We start from the raw sequence: 18,946 nt of genomic DNA, 5'->3' as shown, positions 1-18,946 counted from the left end.
ACCCGCACGGGCCGCCGTAGGGGTCAGGCCAGCCCCGCCACCAACTCGGCGATGTCCTTGCGGCGCCCGGTGAAGAACGGGACCTCCTCGCGGACGTGCATGCGGGCCTCGGAGGCGCGCAGGTGGCGCATGAGGTCGACGATGCGGTACAGCTCGTCGGCCTCGAAGGCCAGGATCCACTCGTAGTCGCCGAGCGAGAACGACGCGACCGTGTTGGCGCGCACGTCCGGGTAGCCGCGGGCCATCTTGCCGTGGTCGGCGAGCATGCGGCGGCGGTCCTCGTCGGGCAGCAGGTACCAGTCGTAGGAGCGCACGAACGGGTAGACGCTCACGTAGTTGCGCGGCGTCTCGTCGGCGAGGAACGCCGGGATGTGCGAGCGGTTGAACTCGGCCGGCCGGTGCAGCGCCATGTTCGACCAGACCGGCGCGAGGGCGCGGCCCAGCTTCGTGCGGCGGAAGAGGTTGTACGCCTCCTGGAGCTGGTCGCTGGTCTCGGCGTGCCACCAGATCATGAGGTCGGCGTCGGCGCGCAGCCCGGACACGTCGTACGTGCCGCGGATGGTCACGTCCTTCGCGGCGAGCTGGTCGAACAGCTCCTGTACCTCGTCGGCGTAGCCCGCGCGGTCCTCGGGCAGCACGTCCTTCAGCTTGAAGACGGACCACAGGGTGTAGCGGATGACCTCGTTGAGGTCCTTGGCCAGCTTGCCCTTGTTCGGGACCCTGCCGGACTCGGTGGTGGGGGCGTCGTCACTCATGCCGCTATTCTCCCGCTCCGCCGTGCAGGCTCTGCACCGGGTTGGCGGTGAGCTCCTCCACACCCCTCAGGTCTCCTCCGAGCTGGTCCACCGCCGCGTAGGCACTCGCGATGCAGGCCGGGATGCCCACGCCGTCGTACTGCGCGCCGCACACCGCGAGGCCCGGCAGCTTCGCGACGTGCTCGCGGATGCGGGCCACGCGCGCGTGGTGCCCGACGGGGTACTGGGGCAGCCCGTCGGTCCAGCGGGTGACGCGGGTCTCCAGGGGGGTGGCGTCCAGCCCGGTGGCCTCGCGTAGGTCGTGCCGGGAGACCTCCACCAGTTCGGCGTCCTCGCGCTGGAGGATCTCCGTCTCGGCGTACCGCCCGACGGAGGTGCGCAGGACCACGACGTCCGGGTCCTCGTCGGCGATCCAGCCCCACTTCTGGGAGGCGAAGGTGGAGGCCTTGATGGTACGCCCGTCGACGGGCGGGACGAGGAAGCCGCTGCCGTCCGGCAGGCCGACCTCGGACCTGCGGTAGGCGAGGGTGACCAGGGCCATGGAGGCGTACTCGACACCGCGCAGTTCGGCGGCGGCCTCCGGGTTCTCGGCGGCCAGCAGCCCGGCGGCGGCCGGGGCGGGGGCGGCGACGACCACGGCGTCGGCGTGCAGGACGCGGTCACCGGCCGCTACCCGCCATCCGCCGCCGGGCTCCCGGCGCAGTTCGCCGACCGGCGCCCCCGTGACAATCTCGCCGCCCCGGCCGCGCACCGACTCCGCGACCGCGAGCGGCAGCCGGCCCACGCCGCCCTCGATGCCCATGAACACCGGGCCGGTCTGCTGCTGGGCGACCGCCTTCGCCTGGATCTCGCGGACCGCCTCCGTCAGGGAGGTGTGGGTGCGGGCGGCCTGGAAGAGCTGGGGCACGGCCGAGCGCATGGAGATGCGGTACGCGTCGCCCGCGTAGACCCCGCCGAGGAGCGGCTCGACGAGGCGGTCGACGACCTCGCGGCCCAGCCGCGCCGCCACGTACTCCCCCACCGCCACGTCGTCGCCGACCTCGGTGCGGGGCAGGTCGGCGTCGCGCTCTATGCGGGCCAGACCCTCGTCGGACAGCACGCCGGTCAGGGCGGCGGCGGTGCCGGGGACGCCCATGACGTGGCCCTTGGGCATGGGGCGCAGGGAGCCGCGGGTCCAGATCGAGGCCGACGCGGTCGCCGGGGGCTGCAGACGGTCGGCCAGGCCGACCTCACGCGCGAGGGCCACTGCCTCGGGGCGGCGCGCGAGCATCGACTCGGCGCCCAGGTCGACGCACACGCCCGCGATCTCCCCGGCCAGCAGCTTGCCGCCGACCCGGTCCGACGCCTCCAGCACCGTGACCCGCGCCCCGCGGTCCAGCAGCCGGTGGGCGGCGGCCAGCCCCGCGATGCCCGCTCCGACGACGACGACATGGCCCGCGCCCGTACGTGATCCGCTCATGGCCCCAGCCTCTCACCCACCGCCGGTCCCCGTGCCAGGGCCTTGTGGCCCGGGCGCGATGTGACCGTGACCGCATCGGAACCGTTGTCCCCCCAACGCTGCGCCCCCTCCCCGCGTCGAAGGAACATCAGTCGTCGTGACCCTCGGGGGGTACCGCCAGATGCGCACACCACGATCACCGCTACGGCCCGGCCGGGCCCTGGCCGCCGTTCTGCTCACCGCGTCCCTCGCGCTCGCCGGATGCGGAGCCGGGGGCGACTCCGGCGGCGGGACGTCCGGCAGCAAGGCCGACACCGGCAGCGCCGCGCAGCGGGGCGCGTCCGACGGCAAGGCGCGCGGCGCCGAGGCCGCCACCAAGGCGCCCCGGCTCACCGCGAGCCACATCATCCGCACCGCCTCCCTCACCGTGCAGGTCGAGGACGTGCCCAAGGCGCTCGACGAGGCCCGCTCCGCCGCCGAGAACGCCGGCGGCTATGTCGGGAACGAGACCACCAGCCGCGACTCCGCGGGCCACGAACGCACCCGGGTCGTGCTGCGGGTCCCCACCGACAAGTACGACGAGGTCCTCACCGAGCTGCAGGGCACGGGCAGGCTCGTCCACCGCACGGCCAAGGCGCAGGACGTCACCGACCAGGTCGTGGACGTCGACAGCCGGATCAGGTCACAGCGGGCCAGCGTCGCCCGGGTCCGCGAGCTGATGGACCGGGCCGTCAAGCTCAGTGACGTCGTCACCCTCGAAGGGGAGTTGAGCAGCCGGGAGGCCGACCTCGAGGCGCTGCTCGCCCAGCAGGCGTCCCTGAAGGACCGCACGAGCCTGGCCACCATCACCCTGTCGCTGTCGCAGACGCCGGTGCGGCACGCCGGGAAGGACGACTCCCCCGGCTTCGGGGACGCCCTGGCGGGCGGCTGGCACGCGTTCGTCACGCTGCTGCGCTGGATCGCCCTGGCCCTGGGCGCCGTACTGCCGTTCGCCGCGCTCGCCGCGCTGCTCGCGCTGCTGTGGCTGCGGGTCTTGCGTCCCCGGCTGCCGCGCCGCGCCCCCGCCGCGCCCGCGGCGACCGCGCTCGGTCCCCTGCCGACGGCCCGCCCGGCCCCGCGGTCGGCACCCGAGCCGGAGAACGAGGGCTGAGCGACCCGAAATGCCGCGTGCGCGTAGCGTGTTCGCATGAGCATGAACGCTGGGCAGGGCGGGACGGAACGACTGGTCGTGATCGGCGGCGACGCCGCGGGGATGTCCGCGGCGTCGCAGGCACGCCGGCTGCGCGGGCCGGGGGAACTGGAGATCGTGGCCTTCGAGCGCGGCCATTTCACCTCCTTCTCGGCGTGCGGCATCCCGTACTGGGTGGGCGGTGCCGTGCCCGAACGCGACCAGCTGATCGCGCGCGGGCCCGAGGAGCACCGCGCGCGGGGGATCGACCTGCGCATGCGCACCGAGGTCGTGGAGATCGACGTGGCCGGGCGCCGGGTACGCGCGCGTGACGTCGATTCCGGCGCCGAGTCCTGGACGTCGTACGACAAACTCGTCATCGCCACGGGCGCCCGCCCGGTCCGCCCCGACCTGCCGGGCGTGGACGCTCCCGGTGTGCACGGTGTGCAGACCCTGGACGACGGCCAGGCCCTCCTCGACACCCTGGCGGGCACGCGTGGCCGCCGTGCGGTGGTGGTGGGCGCCGGCTACATCGGTGTGGAGATGGCCGAGGCGCTGATCGACCGGGGCTTCGAGGTGACGGTCGTCAACCGCGGCACGGAGCCCATGTCGACCCTGGACCCGGACATGGGCCGCCTGGTGCACCGGGCCATGGAGGGTCTCGGCATCACCATGGTGAACGACGCCGAGGTGACGAAACTGCTCACCGGTGAGGACGGCCGGATCCGCGCGGTGGCCACGGAGGAGGCCGAATACCCCGCGGACGTCGTGGTCCTGGGCATCGGCGTCCGCCCGGAGACCACGCTCGCCGCTGCGGCGGGCCTCCCGCTCGGCGCCCACGGCGGTCTGCTCACCGACCTCTCCATGCGGGTGCGCGGCCATGAGGACGTCTGGGCCGGCGGTGACTGCGTCGAGGTGCTGAACCTGGTCTCCGGCCAGCAGCAGTACGTGCCGCTCGGCACCCACGCCAACAAGCACGGCCAGGTCATCGGCACCAACGTGGGCGGCGGTTACGCCACCTTCCCCGGCGTGGTCGGCACGGCCGTCAGCAAGGTCTGCGACCTCGAGATCGCCCGGACCGGCCTGCGGGAGAAGGACGCTCTCAGGGCGGGCCTGCGTTTCGAGGCCGTCACCATCGAGTCGACGAGCCGCGCCGGCTACTACCCCGGCGCCTCCCCCATGACGGTCAAGATGCTCGCCGAGCACCGCACGGGGCGGCTGCTCGGCGTGCAGATCGTCGGCAGGGAGGGCGCGGCCAAGCGGGTCGACATCGCGGCGGTCGCGCTCACGGCGGGCCTGACCGTGGAGCAGATGACGGCCCTGGACCTGGGCTACGCCCCGCCGTTCTCACCCGTGTGGGACCCGGTACTGGTGGCGGCGAGAAAGGCTACGGCGAAGGTACGGGCGGGGATGCGCTAAGTGCGTGCCAGACCCCGCGGACCCCGGCATGATCCACAAGACGCCCCCTAGTACTCCAGCAGCGGTTCGTGTCCTGAGCTGGTGGTTGTCGTTGTCCTGGTATGGAGGGGATGACTGAAGTCAGTTGCTGGACCGGTGAGTTGGAGTCGGTGTTCGAGCGGGTGGCGGGCCGGTTTGCTCGGGCGGATCTGCGGTGGCGGATGCGGGACTACGTCCGCGGTCTGCTGGGGCGGGCGACACGCAAGAACGGCTGGCAGCTCGCGGAATGGGCAGGTCACCGCACTCCCGACGGCTTCCAGCGGCTGCTGAACAGCAGCGTCTGCGACGCAGACGCCCTGCGTGACGATGTCCGTGCCTATGTCGCCGAACGGCTCGGGCCGGACGGAGTGCTGATCATCGACGACACCGGGTTCATCAAGAAGGGTTCCACCTCGGCCGGGGTAGGCCGGCAGTACACCGGAACCTCCGGAAAGATCGACAACTGCCAGATCGGGGTGTTCGCCGCCTACGCCACCAGCTCGGGCCGGGCTCTGGTGGACCGGGAGCTCTACCTGCCCAAAGCCTGGACGTCCGATCGTGACCGCTGCCGGGCGGCGAAGATCCCCGACGAACGCGGCTTCGCGACCAAGGGAGAGCTGGCCCGGGACATCGTCCGTCGCTGCCTGGCCGCCGGCCTGCCCGCCAAGTGGATCACCGCAGACGAGGCCTATGGGCAGGACTGGAACTTCCGCCGCCTGCTTGAGCAACTCGACATCGGCTATGTGGTGGCGGTGCCCAAGTCGCAGCAGATCAAATCCCTGGCCGGCATCTGGCGCATCGACCGGCTCATCGAGGAAGCACCCGGTGATGCCTGGCAGCGGCTGTCCTGCGGTGACGGGGCGAAGGGGCCACGGATCTACGACTGGGCCGCGGCCAAGCTGCCTGCCAACATCGTCTTCGACCCCGACCCGCCAACCCACCACCGCTGGGTGATGGCCCGCCGCAGCCTGTCCGACCCCGCTGACCTGGCCTATTACCTCGCTTACGCACCCGTGGGTGTCGAGATCGCCGAGCTGGCCCGGATCGCCGGCTCCCGCTGGGCGATCGAGGAGTGCTTCCAGGCCGCGGAAAATGAGTGCGGCCTGGACGAGTACGAGGTCCGTCGCTATGTCGGCTGGTATCGGCACATCACTCTGGCCATGCTCGCCCATGCCGTCCTGACCGCACTCGCAGCACAGCCCCAGGCCGACGGCGATGCCGCAAAGGGGGCTGCAGAAACGGATCAGCCTCCGTCCCGCTCACCGTGGCAGAGATACGGCGGCTCCTGAACGCTCTCCTGCCCCACCCGCGAGCCGACCGCGATCCCGTCACCCACGCGCTGAAGTGGTCGGCCTGGAGAAGACGCCGCCAGGCGGTCGCCCGCCACTGCCATTACCGAAAACACAGCTCAGGACACGAACCGCTGCTGGAGTACTAGGGCTGCCGGATGATCAGTGTGACGGGCTCTCAGGCCGTACCGCTGATCCTCGGCAGGGAGGTCACTCCGGCGTTGGAGGTCATGTTCGAGCCGGAGGACGACATGGCCGCGGGCTGCTCCCCTGCCGGTTTGGCGTGCGCCGCGGACGCCCGGGTGGAGCGCAGCCGGTGGCTCACCGCCTCGTCCAGTGTGACCGGCCGCTGCATCTGCGCGGCCAGCCGCCCCGCCTCCTGGCCGAGCCGCGCGACGTCCTCCCAGGGGAGCCGCACCACGAGAGAGAGCTCCGCCTCGCCGTCGGGCGTGGCGTGCATGGGAGGAGTAACTCGGTCGTTCATCGCCTGATCCTCACGTCGGTTGAGGAGGGATACGCACACCCGCCCGGCGGCGTTCACCGATTCGTCCGCCGCATCGGGGGCAGTACTTGTGTGTGGTCATCCCCGTCCATGACGTGAACCCCGTGCGCCGCACCCCCTGGGTCACGTACGCGCTCATCGCCGCCAACGTCCTCGTGTTCCTCTTCACCCCCGGCATAGCCGGATCCGTGGCCGGGGGCAGCGACCTGGCCCAGCTGTGCCACCTCCAGGCCTTCATGGACCACTACGCCGCCGTACCCAGAGAGCTCATCCACCATCAGATGCCACGAGTGGTCCCGACGGGGGCCGTGGGCCTCGGCCCGCACGGTCCGGGCTGCGTGGTCGGGCCGCCGCGCTACGACAAGTCCGCGCCGCTGTCGGTGTTCACCGCGATGTTCCTGCACGGCAGCTGGCTGCACCTGCTGGGCAACATGCTGTTCCTGCTGATCTTCGGCAACAACGTCGAGGACCGGATGGGCCACATCCGGTACCTCCTCTTCTACGTCGTGTGCGGCTACGCGGCCGGGTACGGCTTCGCGCTGCTCAACGCCTCCTCCGGCGACCCGCTGATCGGCGCGTCCGGGGCGATCGCGGGGGTCCTGGGCGCCTATCTGGTGCTGTACCCGAAGGCCAGGGTCTGGGTCCTGGTCCCGTTTCTGATCTTCCTGCCGCTGCGGCTGCCCGCCTGGCTGGTGCTGGGCTTCTGGTTCGGGCTGCAGGCGGTGTACTCCTCCGGGCACGGCGTGTCCGGGGCCGGCACGGTGGCGTACGCGGCGCACGTCGTCGGATTCGTCGCCGGCATGCTGATCGCCTTGCCGCTGCGCCCCGGCACCCCGCCGCCACCGGAACCGCGCGGCCTGATCTTCGGACGGCGGGCGAGGCCGAGCTGGTGAGGGCGACCGGCCCGGCTCCCGAGAGGGATCTGGGTGTTCGGACCGCACCGGTCCGGACCGCCCGTACAACACGAGTGGCGCCGGGAATGCGTGAGAAATTCACGACACGCCCGTGAATGCATGGCTACCGTGCGGGGATCTTCGACCGGATACTCGAATGGATCGCCGTATGAAGTCAGGAAACCTCGTGTGGAGTATGGGCGAACCCCGGACAGTGCACTTGTGGTCGCTGAGAGAGGACGTCGCCATCGAACGTGAGGTGGACGGTGGCGGCCTCATTCTGACCGGGCCCTGGGGCAGGGAGCGCATCGCGGACGCGCACCCCGTGCTTCGTGAGGCTCTGTACCGGATGGAGCTCGGGCCCGTTCTCCTGAGCAACGTCGAGCCCACTCCGGACAGCCCCGTGACCAAGGCAAGTGTGTACCTGGTCCTGCTGCCCGCTCTCCAGCGGCTGTCCCATCTGGTGGTGCGCACTCTGGGACTCGTGGACCTGCGGGGACCGCTGCTCTCCGTCTGCCCGGTCACCCGGCCCGCACTGTTCGTACTGCCACGTCTGCCGGCCACCGGCCTGGTCCGATTACCTCAGGGCGTGTCACTCGTGGTGGACGCCCAGGGATTCCTGCTGGAGCGGGTCGGTTCCCAGTACCAGGTGCGGCTGCATCGTCCGGAAGCGGTGTGGGTGGTCGCCATGCTGGCCTTGCCCGTCGCCCCGGAGGCGGTGTCGCGGGCCCTGCCGCTGCCGCGGCCCGTGACGAGGGACATCCTGACGTACCTGGCGGCGGCGGGCATGGTGGTACGGGCCGAGGAGAACGGCATGAAGGGTGCGTTCGGGTGACCGAGCCCTCACCCCGCGGTCCGGCGTCGCCGGGCAGAGCGGCCCGGGGCAGTCACAGCAGCCAGTCGGCGTCGCGCGCGATTTTGATGGCGTCCACACGGTTCCGTGCGTTCAGCTTGGTCACCACGGTGGTGAGGTAATTGCGGACGGTACCCAGAGAAAGTCTGAGCTGTCCCGCTATCTCGATGGGTTCCAGCCCTTCCGCGGCGAGTCGCAGCACCTCCGTCTCCCGTGCGGTGAGAGGGCTCTCCGAACCGTTCCACGCGGAGAGAGCGAGCTGGGAATTGATCACCCGCTGGCCGGCGACCACGCTGCGGACCGCGGCGGCCAATTCGTGCGGCGGTGCGTCCTTCAGCAGATAGCCGGAGACCTGGGCCGCCAGTGCGCGACGAAGCGCTCCTGGGCGCCCGAGGCTGGTGAGGATGAGAGTCCGGCATTCGGGCAGGCGTTCGTGCAGAAACGCCGCGGCGGTCAGACCGTCCATACCGGGAAGGTCGATGTCGATGATGGCGACATCCGGCTGGTGCCGCAGAGCGGCCGACAGGATCTGGTCGCCGCGCTCCAGTTCGCACACCACCTCGAGATCGTCCTCCAGGTTCAGCAGGGCCACCAGTGCTCCACGCACCATGTTCATGTCCTCGGCCAGCAGGATGCTGATCGGCATGATGACTTTCCTCTCTCAGCGGGCCGCGGTGACCGGCGGGCTCACATGTCTCGGTGTCCGGGCGCGTCAGGCGGCCGGGTCCTGGATGGGGAGCTCGCCGTGGCCCGGGGCGGCCAGCCGTCGGCGGGGGCTCGCGGGCGCCTCGGCGGTCAGCCGGAACGTGTCCCCCGGACCGCGTGAGACGGTGAGTCTGCCGGACGCCATCTGCAGCCGCGTTCTGAGGTTGCCGAGGCCACTGCCGCTGTCGGGCGACGTGTCCCGGTAGGCCGGATCCACCCCGTCGTTCACCACGGACAGCCGTACCCATCCGGCCTCTTCGACGGCCTCGATGCTGCAGGAGCCGGCTCTGGAGTGACGCAGCAGATTCGTCACTGCCTCGCGCAGGACGGCGGCCAGCACGGAGTCCACCTGCTGGTCGAGCTCGCTGAGTCCGACGTCGGCCCGTACCTCGACGTCCGCCGCCTGGAGCAGGGACTGCGCCGCACCCAGCTCCTGTTTCAGGGACATGCGGCGCAGCCCGCTGGAGACGGCCCGGACATCCGCGAGTGACTGACGGGAGATCGTGAGGACATCACTCACCTCGTCCATCGCGCGCCGCGGATGAGTAGGAATGAGCCGATGGATGAGCTCTGTCTTCAAGGTGATCGCGGAGAGGCTGTAGCCGAGCAGGTCGTGCAGGTCCCGGGCGAAGCGCAGACGTTCCTTGGTGACGGCCATGCCCGCCAGTTGGCCTCGCGTCTCGTGCAGGGCCTGGACGAGGTCGGCCATGCGGGACAGACCGAAGACGACAAGTCCGGTCAGTAGCGTCGATTGGCAGAGGTACACCGTCTCGTGCACGGACAAGCCCTCGAGCGTCGGTGGGACGAGCATGGTGAGCCCCACGACACCGTATGCGGGCCAGGCCCACCGGCTGGGCAGGAGCAGCAGCAGGGAACCGGCCAGGAAGCCCGCCATGGAGCCCCACTGGGAGTGGAAGACGGTGATCGGCAGATAGGTCAGCAGCGCCTGTGCCGAGAGAGTCAGTATCCGCTGCCGCAGGGGAGCCAGGCGGGCCCCGGGACGGGAGTGCCTCAACTGCAGGAAGAAGATGAGACACACGCAGACGAGCGAGGTGAGCAGCTGCGGAGTGCGGGGTTCCGTTCCCGCGAGGTTGGTGATCGTGACACTGAGATAGCAGATCAGCGCAACCGTGAGGATGGTGCGGGCCAGCCGGGGAGCCGGCAGGTCCTGCATGTCGGGTAAGTGCGGCGCGGCGTCGTCCCCCGAAGGCGCTTCCTGTTGCGATTCTTGCTCGTCGTGCCGTGGCATGGTCGTCCGCCCGTTCCGGCCCTGTCCGTCTCACCCTTCGAACCTCTGCACGTGCGTGCAGAGTTTATGCGCTGCGCGTGAACTCCAGCCACATTAAAGGAAGTCATACGAACAGGGGAATGGAGTTCAGCTCCTCGTAGGGCGTGGGGGCGGGGCGCCTGCCGAGCGCGACTGGCGTGCTGTAGAGCCTTCCTGGGGCGAACCTGGGCCAGAAGTGCCGCAGGCCCGGAACGATCACCTTCACCACGGGGAGTTCCAGATCCGGCCTGGTCTGGTCGAGGACGAGCAGATCCATGCCGCGCTGCCGCACCGCCTCTGTGATCGACACCACGTCGTCACGGAGATCGGCGCTGGGCAGGTAGGTCCAGTCGTCCGGGCCGCGCCGGGGAAGGGCCGGATCGGCTGCCACGTAGGGCTGGTTGGCCACGGTGGAGTGCCTCCACCAGGCGAGCGCGTCCGCGTCGTCGGCCAGGTATCCGGCGCCGTCCTGAGTCACCTCGCTGACGAGTGGCAGCAGTTGGCCCATCTCCGTCAGTGCTCTGCGCAGTGCGATGCGGGGATCGAAGTGCGCGCCGAAGCCGAAGACGATGTCCTCGGCGGCCTTGTCCGCCCGCCGCGACAGGGCCGCCACGACCGGGATGCCGAAGTCCGAGGTGAGATCCAGGGCCCACACCTCACGGCCCAGTCCTTGGCAGCCGTCGAGCAGCCGGCCGATGTACGGCTCTGCGAAGGCGTCGAGGTCGAGGGTCGGCTGCCGGGTGCGGTTGTACCACCACAACGCCACCGCGTCCCTCTCGACCAGTTCCAGAAAGCCCTGGACCAAGGCGTCCTCGGGGCTGCTGCCGGCGGCGTTGCCGTTGGAGTCGGCACACAGGCCGTCCGGTGACGGCTCGTCGCTGAAGTACAGCATCGAGGTGGGCAGCAGCCGGTGTGTCCCCTCGGTGAGCGACCACACCGGCGTCCAGTCGGTGGGCCGGGTCTCGTCGAAGGGCGGCGGGACGTACTGGAGCCGGGAGCCGCGCGCGTTCCAGCAGTCCCGTTCCCGTAACTGACGCACGTCGTAGAGCTGGCTCGCGTTGGGGTGCACGGCGGCCGGCCCCAGTCCCAGGTAGGAGTCGCGGACCACCGGCTCGTCCCCCTGCCTGGTCCCGCTGTAGCGTTCCACCGCCTCGCCCAGCGCGCTCACTCGGGCCTCCGTCTCCGTCAGGCCCTTGCCGCCGCTGAGGCAACGCAGCCCGGCGCGCAGGCCCGCGAGTGTCATGCCGCGCATGGCGAGGTTCTCGCCGGAGAGGAAGGCGTGGACGAACTCAGGGCTGCGCGGGGCGCGGCGTATCTCCTTCACGATTCCGGTGACGGGGTCGACCAGGGATCCGTAGCGCTCCAGCATCCGGGCGGGCGTGAGCGCCCGGTGCCCGTTGAGGTCGTGGTCGGTCTTGGCGCGCGACCGGGGCACGAAAGGGCGGTTGATCCGCCGGGCCACGATTCCCGGATCTCCGCAGGCGGCGCACTGCGGCAGACGCATCACCCGGTGCACCCTGCCTTCCCGTGCGATGGTGTCGAAGACGTGCACGCAGTTCTGTGTGTCGTGACGCAGACCGGCGAGCCACTTGGCGGCCTCGAGCACGGCCAGTTGCACGGTGATCGAGCGGCCTGCCGTCAGGGTGGCCCGTGGGCGGGCCGGCGGTCCGGTCAGACCGAGCGCGCGCCGCAGCGGCTCCTCCGAACGTCGGTGTCCACGCAGTCGGGACGCCAGACAGTTCCAGCAGGGCCCTTCGCGGGGCTGGAACAGCGGGCCGACCCAGCAGGCCGTGGAGCCGACTCCGGCGAGCAGCCAGGGTCTGCCGGACTCGCGGTGTACGGCGTCGACGTCCCGCAGGAACGGAGAGAGGTAGTCGTCGCTCACGACGAGGGTGAGATCCGCCTCCTCGGCGGAGCGCGCGAGACCGAGTCCCGATGAGCGGCAGGCGTCACGCACCTCGTCCGCGTCCATGCCTTCGGCGGCGACGACGTGCACGGAGCTGAGGGCGAGTGCGACCGGGACCCGGGCGCCGTCGAGGCCGGCCAGGTCCCAGTACGCCTCCGCGGCCGGGTCGGGCGGGAGGGAGGTGGCGGGTGGAGCGGTCGGTGCGGGGCGCAGCCGCAGCAGGCCGGATGCGTCGAGCGCCCGGAGAGCCTGGAGGACTTCGTCAGCGGTGAGCGACGCTGTCGCCTCGTGCAGGACGGCGGCCGGACTGCGGCTTCCGTCCAGCAGTGGCACCAGAATCTCCGCGGGGTCCCCCTGGAGTGCGGTGACACCGTGGTGCGAGACCAGGTAGGCGGCCTCTCCCGGCACGACGGTGGCCCGCAGATGGCTCTTGAAACCGATCCGTGCCCCGTCGTCGGGACCGGAGCGGCTTCCGCCGTCCGTCTCTCCCCCGGACATACGCTCCCCAGCGACCATGGTCTCCCCTGCCCGTTGCGCTACTCGAACCGTAAGGGAGCCGGGTGCGTGCTGACGAGGGGAGCGGCGACGATGCAGATGCCGAGAAGGGCGACCTCCTGGTCGGGCATGGCGTCGAGGTTCTCGATCACGAGACCGCGCCCGGCGGGTGTGGTGGCTGCGGCCGCCGATTCGGCGAACCGGGTGCGCGAGGGAACTGAGTTCGTCATGCCTGCCATTCTCCAATCGGGTAAACAGTTCGTTTCGGCAGTGATTCTGCACAGGCCGCGTCTGGCCGAGACAGTGTCGGAATCATTGTACGGACGTGAAATTCTCACATCCGTAGGGATGGTGTCCCAATTTCCAGGTCGCCCGCAAGGGGAATCGTGAACTCCAATTGGATTGGAGAATTCCGGATCAAGTGCGTCGGGCCGGATGAGCGCAGGATGCCGGGGAAGCGAGTAGCCCGGCCCTCGGCGCTCGCGGGGGATTGGACGCGCCGGGGGCCGGGCCACGACAGCGGACGGCACGGAATAAGGGCGCACCGTCCGAGCCCCGGTAAATATTCCGCCGGAAAGCCGCCGCCGCATGCACAACACCGTATGCGGGCGGCTTCCCGCTTGGCAATATGAACTCGTAAGCGCCGGCGGTATGATTTCTTCACCCCCCAGCCGTGAGAATCAGAGATCTCCCATGCACTTGAATCGCATACAGTGGCCGAGGGTGGGAAGGTCTCGCCTGGAAAGTCCGTGAACGTCGGGAGATGGGTCATGACGGGTGAGGAACTCCTTGCTGTTCTCTCTGCCGTCGGGCACCCGCTGCGCCTGAGGATCGTGGCCGAGCTCGCCGAGGGCCGTGTCTACGTCAGCGAGCTAGCCCGGCGTCTGGTGATCTCACGGCCTCTGCTCTACATGCACCTGGAGCGGCTGGAAAGGGCCGGGATCGTGGTGGGGACCCTCGAACTCTCCGAAGCCGGCAAGGCGTTGCGGTACTTCGAACTCGTACCGTTCGACCTGCGCCTGAACGTGCCCGAGATCCTGGCAGCCGTGCATGACCACGGGCCGTCGCTCCAGGGCGGCTGTGTCCTCGCGTCAGAGGGCGGTCAGCAGCGTGTCAGCGGATGACCCGAGGATGAACGCACCCGCCCCGTCCGAGAGGCCGGACAGGCGGTCACCCGTGCGCCGTCCTGAGCACTGTCGTCGACTCCCGAGAGCACACGCCTCGCAGACATGAGCCGTTGACGCGGCGGGCGCGGGGCCCGGCCCTCGGGGCGGACGACAGCAGTCTGACGACAGGACCCAGTGGATTCGTCGGCGCCACGCCTCGTGGCCGGTGCCGTTCCGGAGGACGGGCTTCGTCGCAATTCCGTCGCGGACAACGGGGGCTATCACTGTGCAACGTATTCATTTCTCCACCGCCGACCTGGCGCGTACCCGGCTGCGGATCAGCGCCGGGCCGCTGATCGAGACGGCGTTCGCGGCCGGCCTGCTCGGTCGCGGCGTCAGCTCTCCGTACGCCGGCTGGCGGAAGCAGGTGAGCAGACGGCTGCCGCTCCGCTCGCCCCGGCCGACGCAGGTTCCCGGCGCGGAAGTGGACGACCTGGTCCGCCGGGCGCTTCAGTACGATGCTGCGGAGAACGGGCCGGCCGGGTGGCCCCGGCTGCCGGAGACGGCACCGGGAGCGGACCTGCCGGACGTCTGGCGCGCGGCCGTGGCGCCGTACTGGGGCAACCTGCTCGCCTACCTGGAGGCGGAGTGCGAGGCACGCGGCCGGGCCGTGATGGCGGGCGGCGTGGAACAGCTGCTGTCCACGATGCACCCCCGCATCATCTGGACATCACCGGTGCTGGAGATCCCCGGCGGGCCCGAGGAGGATGTCGTGCTGGGCGGGCGGGGTCTCGTGCTGGCCCCGTCCGTGTTCCTCAACCACCGACCGGGACAGCTCATCGGTCCCCAGGACGACAGCGGTCAGCCGACCCTGGTGGTCGCCGCCCCGCCGCAGGACCATGAGGCGGCCGCGCTGTGGGCGGAGCCCGACGACACCCCCGAGGCACTGGGAGCTCTGGTGGGCCAGACGCGGGCGGCGGCACTTCGGATGCTGCGTGCCGCGTGCACCACTTCCGAACTGGCAGACCGGCTCGGTATCTCACGGGCCGGTGCCAGCCAGCACGCCGCCGTGCTGCGGCAGACGGGCCTGATCACCAGCCGCCGTGTCCGCAACTCGATGCTGCACACGGTGACTCCGCTCGGCGTGGCCCTGCTGAACGGCAGGCTGGCCCGCCCGGCTGTCGCCCAACGGGGCGTCCGGCGCGAGCCGTTGACACGGGACGTCGTGAAGCGCGCTTCCTAGCGCAAGTCCCTCCCCGGCCTTCGGCCGGGAGGTGGCCCCGGCCCCGCGAAGCCCGGCACGCTCCCACAGAGGGGTGCCCCACTCGCCGCGCCGGGGACAAGCCCGGGTACATCCAGTACGAGAGCCCACCCGGCACGCCGAGAGGCGGGACCGGGACCGAGCCGGGCCCGCCCGGCAGCCACCTGGCCACACGGCACGGACGAACCCGCCGGCACATGGATCGTGCGGGCGGGTTCACCGGTTCGGCGCGTGCGGTCAGGCGGCGGACCAGGAGCGGAACTGCCGCAGACCGTACAGGAGCGGTGGGCGGGGCTGCTGCTGGCGGATGTCGCGGGCCTCACCGAAGACGGTGACGTGATCACCCATCTTCTGGGTCAGGGCCACATCGCAGTCGGCGACCGTGTGGGCGTCCCTGACGAGATGCGGTCCGGCCGTGCCAGGGGGCTGCTCCCAGGGCAGCAGCTGGAACCGGCGCGGATCACCGGAGGCGAACAGCTCGGCGGCCTCTCGCGCACCGTCGTGCAGCAGATTCACCGCGAACCTGCCGCTGTCCAGGATCCCCCGCAGGGTGGGGCTGCCGTCGCGCAGGCACACCAGGAGGGTCGGAGGGGCCACGGAGACGCTGCACAGCGAGGAGCAGGTCATCCCGCGCGGTGTGCCGTCGAGGGCCGTGCAGGTGACGATGCACACGCCGGTGGGAAAGCCGCTCATCATCGCCCGGAACCCACCGGGGGTGGTCTGAGGGACGGGAGGAGTCCGTACAGCGGGATCGGTCATCGCGCACCGCTTTCTGTAGGGAGAGGAACCGCCGCCGCACCGCGTGCGTTGTCCTTCCGGTCGAACAGGTCCATGAGCGGACCTGTCATGGCCGTGGTCACCAGTGCCATCGCCGTCAGGGCCAGAGCCAGGGGGGCGGAGAGTATGCCCGCGCTGTAGCCGGCCTGAACCATGATCAGCTCCGTCAGGCCGCGGGTGTTCATGAGGACGGCGATCCGTCCGGCCAGACCGGGCGGCCGGCCGTCGAGGCGGGCACCGATGTAGGAACCGGCGCCCTTGCCGAGGCAGCCGAGCACGACGGTGCCGGCGATCAGTGTCCAGGAGGTGGTTCCGGAGACGTCCTCGAGGAGGTGAATCCCCGAGACCACGAAGAACGTGGGGACGAGTACGCCTCCCGTTCGGGACACGGCCGTGACGGCCCGCGCCCAGGGCGCGGCCTTCTCGCCCGGCACGGCGAAACCGACCAGGGCCGCGCCGAGGACGCTGGTCATGCCGAGTTCCTTCACGGTGAACGCCACCGCCAGGGCCGTCGCACCGAGCAGGACGGCCGCGGCCGCCGGGAAACGTACGCCCAGCCGCCGCGCGGCACCGGTGCGTAGCGTCCACCGCAGGACGGCCACGCACAGCACGCCCACCCCGAGTGCCCGGAGACAGCGCAGCACGTCGGCTGGATCGCCGGACCCGAGGCTGACCGCGGCGGTGAACAGCAGCCAGCCGGCGGCATCGATGACGATCGACGAGGTCAGTGCCAGCCGGCCCGCCGTCGAGTCCGTCATCCCGCGGTCCGCCAGGATCCTGGCGAGCACGGGCACCGCCGTGACGGACATCGCCACCGAGACCATCAGGACGAACGCGGGCAGCGGCGCGTCGCCGCGCGCCGCCGCGTCGTCCGTCAGCTGGACCCAGCCGACCAGCAGCAGACCGGTGAGCAGCGGCGCGACGAGCGCACCCGCGGTCAGCGCCGTCAGATCGCGCCGTCCTGGCCCCACAGGGCCGGACCGGAGCTCGTGGACCAGCCCGACCAGGAAGAACACGAGCCCTGCCTCGGCGACGAGTTCGACGACGTGGAGCACGGGGCCGGGCAGCAGGGCGTCGAAGGTCTTCCGGCCCAGCAGGCCGAGCGCGACCGGCCCGGCCAGCAGGCCCAGTGTCACCTCGCCGATGACCGCCGGCTGACGCAGCAGCCGGGCGGCCGCCCTTCCGGCGCAGGCGATCGCCAGCAGCACGGAGAGGGCCGCCGCGGCATGCGGAAGACGTGGCAACAGGCCGAGGACGTCCATGCGCAGTCAGTCCTTTCCCGCCCGGGCCCGTCAGCCCAGCCGGCTGAAGTAGTCGTAGGCCTTCGGCAGCGTCCTGACCAAACGCTCCGTCTTCTCCCTGATCCGGTCGAACTCCTGGCGTGCGGCGGTGCCGTCGGACAGGGCGAGCGCCGGGGAGGGCGCCAGTTCGATGCCGCCCATGCCCAGCAGGACGCACATGTAGGAGTACGGCGGCAGACCGTGGTAGTGGGGGAAGACCGACTCGGAGTCGGGAAGCGCGACCTTCCAGCGCTCGATGCGCTCGGCGAGCGAGTCCGGGATGGCACGGGTCTTGGTGTCCCGCCAGTACTGTGTGTCCGACCTCTTCGCCGCGACGTAGTGCAGCGTCAGGAACTCCCGTACGCCGTCCATGACGTGCGAGACGGAGCTGTTGTAGAGATCGCGGTGGACCGGGTTCCAGTCCTCGCCCGGGAAGTTCTTGACGAGCTGTTCGATGGCGTGGTGGATGAAGAAGATGCCCGTCGACTCCAGCGGCTCCACGAACCCGCTGGACAGACCGATGGCCACGCAGTTCCTCACCCATGAGTTCCGGCTCCGGCCGACCCGCATCCGGATGTGGTTCGCCTCGGCGTCCGCCGCGGCCGGGCCCACGAACTGCCGCAGTGTGCGCTCGGCCTCCTCCGGGGACAGGTAGTCCTTCGCGTACACGTAACCGGTGCCCACCCGGCCGGTCAGCGGAATCGTCCAGATCCAGCCGGCCTCCTGCGCCGTCGCGGTCGTGCACGGCAGGATGCCGCGCCGCTCCATGTCCATGGGCACCTGCAGGGCGACCGCGCTGTCGTTGGGCAGGGTGTCCTGGTAGGAGACGAACGGTTCCTCCAGGGCCTGGTTGAGCAGCACGCCGCGGAATCCGGTGCAGTCGATGAACAGGTCACCGGCGAGCTCGCCGTGCTCCGCGGTCCGCACCGACGAGATCCAGCCCCGCTCGTCCAACTCGACGTTGCGCACGTCGTCGACGACGTGCCGCACACCGCGCTCCACGGCGTACCGCGTGAGGTACTTGGCCAGCAGCGCGGCCTCGAACTGGTAGGCGTACGGGAACTGCGTCTTGCCCTGGTGCTCGGACATCGTCAGCCCCCGCATCTCCTCCGCGTCCTCGTCGAAGGGCTGGTCCATGAGAACGCCGTCGCGGTTCCGGGGGCTGAGTCCGGCGTCGATGACCGACGCCATGACGAAGCAGTCCTTGTCGAAGCGGTCGGTCGGGCCGTCCTTGAGCCACCAGTCGGTCAGTGGGAAGCCGTTGACCGACCGCATCTGCTCGAAGGGGTGGTAGAAGTAGTGCCCCGGCTCACGCCAGTCCTCGAACCGCACGGCCAGCTTGTACGTGGCGTTGCAGGCCGGCATCCAGTCCTTCTCCTTGAGCCCGAGGAACTCGAAGAAGTGACGGATGTCGCTGAACGTGGCCTCGCCGACGCCGACCGCTCCTATGTGGCCGGACTCGACGAGGGTGATGTCGACGCGGTCGCCGAACGCGGCCTTGAAATACGATGCCGTCATCCAGCCGGCCGTTCCGCCGCCCACGATCACAACTTTGTTGAGCACGGATGACTCCTTCGGTAGGAATTCTTGGGGTGGCGCCACCGAAGAGTGACTCTAGGCAGAACACGAACCGCGCACGAGACCTTTAAGCGTCCGACGAATATTGCAGATGAGGCTTATGGATGCGTTCACCCAGACACGTAATCGATGCGAGTCAGTACCGCGTCAGAGATGCCCGAAATACTGTCGAGCAGATCCCCGGAAGCCCCGGGCAGCAACACGTGTAGGGTTTTCCTGACAGGTGGAAAACCCAG

General features: G+C 70.3%; 17 protein-coding genes. 7 read left to right on the top strand and 10 right to left on the bottom strand.

Annotation, left to right across the window (positions count from 1 at the left end):
- Nucleotides 1-23: 23 nt before the first annotated feature.
- Nucleotides 24-755, bottom strand: coding sequence for a hydrogen peroxide-dependent heme synthase (hemQ, locus tag ACFYZQ_RS14480; protein ID WP_389146411.1), 732 nt, complete (start codon nucleotides 753-755; stop codon nucleotides 24-26).
- A 4-nt stretch (nucleotides 756-759) separates the two neighbouring features.
- Nucleotides 760-2,214: a protoporphyrinogen oxidase gene (gene hemG / locus ACFYZQ_RS14475; protein ID WP_389146408.1), complete on the bottom strand. Its 1,455-nt coding sequence runs from the start codon at nucleotides 2,212-2,214 to the stop codon at nucleotides 760-762.
- A gap of 160 nt (nucleotides 2,215-2,374) precedes the next feature.
- On the opposite strand from hemG, the gene ACFYZQ_RS14470 reads away from it, so the two are divergent.
- From ACFYZQ_RS14470 to ACFYZQ_RS14460, 3 genes are all read left to right on the top strand, one after another.
- Nucleotides 2,375-3,343: a DUF4349 domain-containing protein gene (locus tag ACFYZQ_RS14470; protein ID WP_389147353.1), complete on the top strand. Its 969-nt coding sequence runs from the start codon at nucleotides 2,375-2,377 to the stop codon at nucleotides 3,341-3,343.
- A 36-nt stretch (nucleotides 3,344-3,379) separates the two neighbouring features.
- Nucleotides 3,380-4,780, top strand: a complete 1,401-nt coding sequence (locus tag ACFYZQ_RS14465; protein ID WP_389146405.1) for an FAD-dependent oxidoreductase — start codon at nucleotides 3,380-3,382, stop codon at nucleotides 4,778-4,780.
- Between the two features lie 110 nt (nucleotides 4,781-4,890).
- Nucleotides 4,891-6,087: an IS701 family transposase gene (locus ACFYZQ_RS14460; RefSeq protein ID WP_389146402.1), complete on the top strand. Its 1,197-nt coding sequence runs from the start codon at nucleotides 4,891-4,893 to the stop codon at nucleotides 6,085-6,087.
- A 178-nt stretch (nucleotides 6,088-6,265) separates the two neighbouring features.
- On the opposite strand, the gene ACFYZQ_RS14455 is transcribed toward ACFYZQ_RS14460, so the two are convergent.
- Nucleotides 6,266-6,571: a hypothetical protein gene (locus ACFYZQ_RS14455; protein WP_389146398.1), complete on the bottom strand. Its 306-nt coding sequence runs from the start codon at nucleotides 6,569-6,571 to the stop codon at nucleotides 6,266-6,268.
- A gap of 92 nt (nucleotides 6,572-6,663) precedes the next feature.
- On the opposite strand from ACFYZQ_RS14455, the gene ACFYZQ_RS14450 reads away from it, so the two are divergent.
- The gene (locus ACFYZQ_RS14450; protein ID WP_389146396.1) at nucleotides 6,664-7,482 is read left to right on the top strand and encodes a rhomboid family intramembrane serine protease; all 819 of its coding nucleotides are present in this window, start codon (nucleotides 6,664-6,666) and stop codon (nucleotides 7,480-7,482) included.
- 220 nt (nucleotides 7,483-7,702) lie between these two features.
- Entirely contained in the window at nucleotides 7,703-8,317 is a 615-nt protein-coding gene (locus tag ACFYZQ_RS14445; RefSeq protein ID WP_389146393.1) for an NADH oxidase, read from the top strand.
- Between the two features lie 52 nt (nucleotides 8,318-8,369).
- Here the strand turns inward: ACFYZQ_RS14445 and ACFYZQ_RS14440 are convergent, their stop codons facing one another.
- From ACFYZQ_RS14440 to ACFYZQ_RS14425, 4 genes are all read right to left on the bottom strand, one after another.
- Nucleotides 8,370-8,981, bottom strand: coding sequence for a DNA-binding response regulator (locus ACFYZQ_RS14440; RefSeq protein ID WP_389146391.1), 612 nt, complete (start codon nucleotides 8,979-8,981; stop codon nucleotides 8,370-8,372).
- 66 nt (nucleotides 8,982-9,047) lie between these two features.
- Nucleotides 9,048-10,214, bottom strand: coding sequence for a sensor histidine kinase (locus ACFYZQ_RS14435; protein ID WP_389146388.1), 1,167 nt, complete (start codon nucleotides 10,212-10,214; stop codon nucleotides 9,048-9,050).
- A gap of 178 nt (nucleotides 10,215-10,392) precedes the next feature.
- Nucleotides 10,393-12,711: a TOMM precursor leader peptide-binding protein gene (locus ACFYZQ_RS14430; protein ID WP_389147350.1), complete on the bottom strand. Its 2,319-nt coding sequence runs from the start codon at nucleotides 12,709-12,711 to the stop codon at nucleotides 10,393-10,395.
- Nucleotides 12,712-12,749: 38 nt separating this feature from the next.
- Nucleotides 12,750-12,938 carry a hypothetical protein gene (locus ACFYZQ_RS14425; RefSeq protein WP_389146385.1) on the bottom strand — a complete coding sequence of 63 codons (189 nt, stop codon included), beginning with the start codon at nucleotides 12,936-12,938 and terminating at the stop codon, nucleotides 12,750-12,752.
- A 540-nt stretch (nucleotides 12,939-13,478) separates the two neighbouring features.
- Between ACFYZQ_RS14425 and ACFYZQ_RS14420 the strand changes: the two genes are divergently transcribed.
- Nucleotides 13,479-13,832, top strand: coding sequence for an ArsR/SmtB family transcription factor (locus tag ACFYZQ_RS14420; RefSeq protein ID WP_389146383.1), 354 nt, complete (start codon nucleotides 13,479-13,481; stop codon nucleotides 13,830-13,832).
- Nucleotides 13,833-14,100: 268 nt separating this feature from the next.
- Complete coding sequence (locus ACFYZQ_RS14415; protein WP_389146380.1) at nucleotides 14,101-15,057, top strand: ArsR/SmtB family transcription factor; 957 nt, start codon at nucleotides 14,101-14,103, stop codon at nucleotides 15,055-15,057.
- A 255-nt stretch (nucleotides 15,058-15,312) separates the two neighbouring features.
- Here the strand turns inward: ACFYZQ_RS14415 and ACFYZQ_RS14410 are convergent, their stop codons facing one another.
- The 3 genes from ACFYZQ_RS14410 to ACFYZQ_RS14400 are packed head-to-tail and all read right to left on the bottom strand — an operon-like array spanning nucleotide 15,313 to nucleotide 18,695.
- Entirely contained in the window at nucleotides 15,313-15,834 is a 522-nt protein-coding gene (locus ACFYZQ_RS14410) for a flavin reductase family protein (RefSeq protein ID WP_389146378.1), read from the bottom strand.
- Entirely contained in the window at nucleotides 15,831-17,114 is a 1,284-nt protein-coding gene (locus tag ACFYZQ_RS14405; RefSeq protein WP_389146375.1) for a cation:proton antiporter, read from the bottom strand. Before ACFYZQ_RS14405 ends, ACFYZQ_RS14410 begins: the two co-directional genes overlap by 4 nt.
- Before the next feature lie 30 nt (nucleotides 17,115-17,144).
- Nucleotides 17,145-18,695, bottom strand: a complete 1,551-nt coding sequence (locus ACFYZQ_RS14400; protein ID WP_389146372.1) for a tryptophan halogenase family protein — start codon at nucleotides 18,693-18,695, stop codon at nucleotides 17,145-17,147.
- Between the last annotated feature and the right edge of the window lie 251 nt (nucleotides 18,696-18,946).

It is taken from the genome of Streptomyces sp. NPDC001843 (assembly GCF_042891955.1).
Taxonomy (GTDB): domain Bacteria; phylum Actinomycetota; class Actinomycetes; order Streptomycetales; family Streptomycetaceae; genus Streptomyces.
Note: the sequence above shows the minus strand (reverse complement) of the source record. Positions and strands in the feature narration are given on the sequence as shown.